The sequence below is a fragment of the Streptomyces mutabilis genome, from assembly GCF_014649815.1.
Taxonomy (GTDB): Bacteria; Actinomycetota; Actinomycetes; order Streptomycetales; family Streptomycetaceae; genus Streptomyces; species Streptomyces mutabilis.
This window is the reverse complement of the sequence record NZ_BMTT01000105.1, coordinates 1-952: the sequence shown is the minus strand read 5'-3', so window position 1 is coordinate 952 and position 952 is coordinate 1. Positions and strand designations below refer to the sequence as shown.

The 952-nt window shown below is 43.6% G+C and carries 1 protein-coding gene; it reads right to left on the bottom strand.

Going from position 1 to position 952, the window contains the following annotated elements; all coding sequences use genetic code 11:
* Nucleotides 1-689: 689 nt before the first annotated feature.
* Nucleotides 690-952 (bottom strand): Rossmann-fold NAD(P)-binding domain-containing protein (locus IE142_RS39645; protein WP_191889412.1); only part of this gene is annotated, 263 nt, incomplete at its 5' end.

Sequence of the window (952 nt, the reverse complement as noted above, 5' to 3'; positions counted from 1 at the left end):
CATCCCCATTAAAGCCCCTCAAAACGATTTTAAGACACGATCACCCTACAAAACACCCAAATCTAAGCTGAAAGTTTAGAACGGTTTTACGAGCTTCTGAGTGCGTTTTTAACATCATGCAAACTGACAAGTAAAACGATGCGAAATCGCTGAAAGTCACAAACTTGTTTTGTGGCAAGAAGCGATTTGACCAACCGAGTAAAACGAGGGCGGTAGGCTTTTTGTTTTTCTCCTGATGAGCGTCCAGCGAAGAAAGGGAAAAACAGGGGGAGCCGAAACGAAATGACACGCCCCAGCGATGGCAAGTGAACCCCAGTGAACGTGTTTCGTTTTGGGGGCAAAGCCCCCCGTCAAGCGAAGCGTCTGACCACCACATTTTTGAGCGACCAAATACAGGGCGAAAAAAGGGGGTGGTCAGACGAACGCAGTGAGTTTGACGGGCTTGGGTGAATGGCTTTTTTCGCAGGCGTCCAGCCGAAGAAAATAGTCAGAGGGCGGAGCCTTAAGTCATTCATTTTCGTCCAGAAAATGAGTGGCTTTGATGCGCTAAGCATCATGAGTTTTTCAGCTTCTATCTATTATTCTGTATCTTATTCTATGTATTATTCTACCTATTACAGACGAAATAGATAAAATAATAGATAGAATAATAGATAGGATAATACATAAAATAATAGGTAAACCTAACGTCAGCGCCCCTTTTCTTCGAGCTGTTTTAGCATCGAAACATCACCTAATAACCGTTGATTTTTACCTGTGAAAAAGATGATCGGGCTGACATTTGCATTATCAATACTTCGGCTTAACTGAATTCCCATCGCCTGATAATCGTCATCGTTCGTACAATGATATAACGCTAAAACAAGCTGACATTGTTCGGGGGTTCCGCCCTCTATTGCCCAGCGGATCAACTCCGAAAACGCCAATCCATTCGGTTCCCAGCGTTTTTTAT